Genomic DNA, 2,821 nt, shown 5'->3' with positions numbered 1-2,821 from the left:
CAGGACGGTCACCGGAAGAAGGAAGACAGCGGCAATCAGTGAATTCATTTCGGAAGCCCCACGCTGATCGACCACAGGGTTGTCCAAATCGGTTAATGAGGTGTTAACCTGGAAGTCGCGAGGTTCTGGGTTGCATTGCGCATGCAACAGGGCGATCGGTGAGTTCGCAAGCGGGACGGGGTGTTGGCTCACTTTTTCGCTTCGCCTGTGCGCCCCACCAGCCCGCGGACATTGCCCACCCCCCATGTCCCACCCCGCCGCGTCCTGATCCCCCGCGCCGTCAGTTCCGCCGCGATCGCCCTCAGCGAGGTGTGCCCCGCGGCCTGAATGTCCTTGAGCATTGGCCCGAGGTCCTCCGCGAAGGCCGCAGCATTGGCGGAGACGGCCGACCGAAGGGATGTGCCGCCCTTACCAGCGCGCTTCGGGGCCGCTGCGCCGTTCGGGTTCGCAGCTACGGCCTGAAACAGGAGTTCATCACCCCTCACGGCCCGCAGCATAACGGCATGGTCGAACGCGTGATCAGAACGCTCAAGGAGCAATGCATCCACCGCCAGCGCTTCGACAGCATCCAACACGCGGCCCCCGCCATCGGTGACTGGATCAGCTTCTATAGCCATCGCCGCCCACATCAGGCGCCGGACATGAAAACCCTCGCCGGTGCATTCGCCCTAGCGGCTTTACCTATGCAGATTCCGCTGGGTCGATACATTGCTCAAGGGGTTGCTGTTCGGCCCAGATGGCGCGGCCTTCTCGCCGACGCATACCCGCAAGGGCGACAGGCTCTACCGCAACTGTGTCAGCCAGACAGTGCTGAAGCATGGCTCTGGGTTGTGCCCATTCGGCCGCGTGCCAGCGGGCGAGATCGAGGCCGACGTGATCGATCAGCTTTGCGCCGTGTTCCGCCAGCCGGAGATCGTCGCGGGCACGTGGAAGTCAGCGCGCGCGCAGGCCGAGGACATCACAGAGGCCGACGCCCGCGAGGCGTTGCAGCGGCTCGATCCGATGTGGGACGATTTGTCCCCGGCCGAGCAAGCCCGCATCGTGGCGCAACTCGTCGAGTGCGTCGACGTCGGCAAAGGCGGGCTGAACATCCAGCTTCGCGTGGATGGGTTCGACGGCCACGCGCGCGATATGCGCTCATCGAAGATCAAGGCTGAAGCATGACCAAGAACCTGCAAAATAACACAATTCCGACTGAAGCCATTCATCGAATGCTAACCAAATCCTGTCGAACTCGCGGTCGGCGCAAGTCGTCCAATAAACTCATTAATCCAGAGCCACTGAAGCTGAAATCACCTCTCCTGAGAACACCCCTAACCCAAGTAAGCCAGAGCGGAGAATTCAAGAAGCAAAGATGTGAGGTTCAAGCGGGGAGACCAGAATGATGCCTGGAAACTCCCGCGAAAGCCCGCCAGACATCGTCACCGTCGATATCCCTATCCACCTCGTGAAGCGCGGCGGGCGCAAGGAGATGCAACAGCCGAAGGGCGCCGCGCAGCCGCGAGGGACGGACAACACGCTGGTCAAGGCACTGGCGCGCGGCTTACGCTGGAAGCGAATGCTGGAGTCAGGTGAGTTCGCCACCATCGCCGAACTGGCGGAGCGCGAAGGGATAGCCTCCTCCTACATGATTCGGATCCTGCTGCTGATGCTCTTTTCACCCGACATCGTCGAAGGCATCCTTGATGGATGCCAGGTGCCGGGCCTGACGCTGTCAGTAATGCTCCCGCCAATCCCATCTGAATGGCGCCGGAAAATGCAGCTTTGGAGCGAGAAAGCAACAGGCCCGACCGCACATCTCGCGGACTGAACCAAGCTTGCCGCAAGCCCAGAATTCCCCTCCTCGGCACCGGGAGCGATTCGCGCTTGCGCTCGGTGCCGTTAACCATGTTTCGGTGTAACTTATTATTTTCATGCGATTCTTCGCCCGGCAGTTGTCTCGGAAGATGTGATGGCACGCCCAAGGCGGCATCGGTTGCCCTTTTGGACAACTTGTTATCACGCGAACATAACGTCCAATCTCCTGCAGGGATGCGATCACGTGTGCTTGACCAAGAGAGGATCGCGGCGCGGAGATTATCGAGCCTACAAGTGACCGGTGGTGAAATGGTGACGGACAGCATTCATGTGCCCGAGTGATATCGAAAGTGACGAGTCGCCTTCTGAGCGAGACGCCCGACCTCCCGTAGGCCAGGAAATTGCCGGCCTGAAGGCTCACATCCTTGCACTGGAAAGAGAGCTTGCCGAATATGGGCGCAAGTTCGGGTTCAGCGACCGCGCTCGGGAACTGCTTTCTAGGCCAATCGCCCCCTAGGGTCAGGACCCATTGATCTGCTTGAGGCTCCCTTCGATGCGTGGTTCCGGGCCCCCGAACTTACGGGGGTGATGATGAGCAGTCTTTTCTGGTTGACGGACGAGCAGATGGAGCGGTTGAAGCCGTTCATTCCGAAGAGCCATGGCAAGCCACGCGTGGATGATCGGCGGGTTCTGAGCGGGATAATCTTCATCAATCGCAACGGGTTGAGGTGGTGCGATGCCCCGCGTGAGTATGGCCCGCCGAAGACGCTCTATAACCGATGGAAGCGGTGGGGTGACATGGGGGTCTTCGCCACAATGATGGAGGGACTGGCCTCGAAAGGCTCTGAGCAGAAGACCATCATGATCGACGCGACCTACCTGAAGGCGCACCGCACGGCTTCGAGCCTACGGGCAAGAAAAAGGGGGCCCGACGATCAGCGCGGGCATCTGATCGGGCGCACGAAGGGCGGGCTGAACACCAAACTGCATGCCGTCACCGATGCGAGGGGTCGTCTGCTGAAGT

The 2,821-nt window shown here is 60.5% G+C and carries 3 protein-coding genes and 2 pseudogenes; 4 read left to right on the top strand and 1 reads right to left on the bottom strand.

What is annotated here, in order from left to right; translation table 11 throughout:
• Nucleotides 1–192: hypothetical protein (locus tag LHP98_RS19225; RefSeq protein WP_227254155.1), on the bottom strand; the 192-nt coding region annotated here is incomplete at its 3' end.
• A 311-nt stretch (nucleotides 193–503) separates the two neighbouring features.
• Between LHP98_RS19225 and LHP98_RS19730 the strand changes: the two are divergent.
• The 4 genes and pseudogenes from LHP98_RS19730 to LHP98_RS19200 form a co-directional block, all read left to right on the top strand.
• A pseudogene (locus LHP98_RS19730) lies at nucleotides 504–590 on the top strand (IS3 family transposase); the annotation flags it as partial.
• A gap of 118 nt (nucleotides 591–708) precedes the next feature.
• Nucleotides 709–1,164 (top strand): annotated as a pseudogene (locus LHP98_RS19210) (recombinase family protein); the annotation flags it as partial.
• A gap of 217 nt (nucleotides 1,165–1,381) precedes the next feature.
• Entirely contained in the window at nucleotides 1,382–1,810 is a 429-nt protein-coding gene (locus tag LHP98_RS19205; RefSeq protein ID WP_319638967.1) for a hypothetical protein, read from the top strand.
• Between the two features lie 578 nt (nucleotides 1,811–2,388).
• Nucleotides 2,389–2,821: IS5 family transposase (locus LHP98_RS19200; RefSeq protein WP_227254153.1), on the top strand; the 433-nt coding region annotated here is incomplete at its 3' end.

This window comes from Rhodobacter sp. Har01 (assembly GCF_020564565.1).
Taxonomy (GTDB): domain Bacteria; phylum Pseudomonadota; class Alphaproteobacteria; order Rhodobacterales; family Rhodobacteraceae; genus Pseudogemmobacter.
The sequence above is the reverse complement of the archived record's forward strand: the minus strand, read 5'-3'. Positions and strand labels throughout refer to the sequence as shown.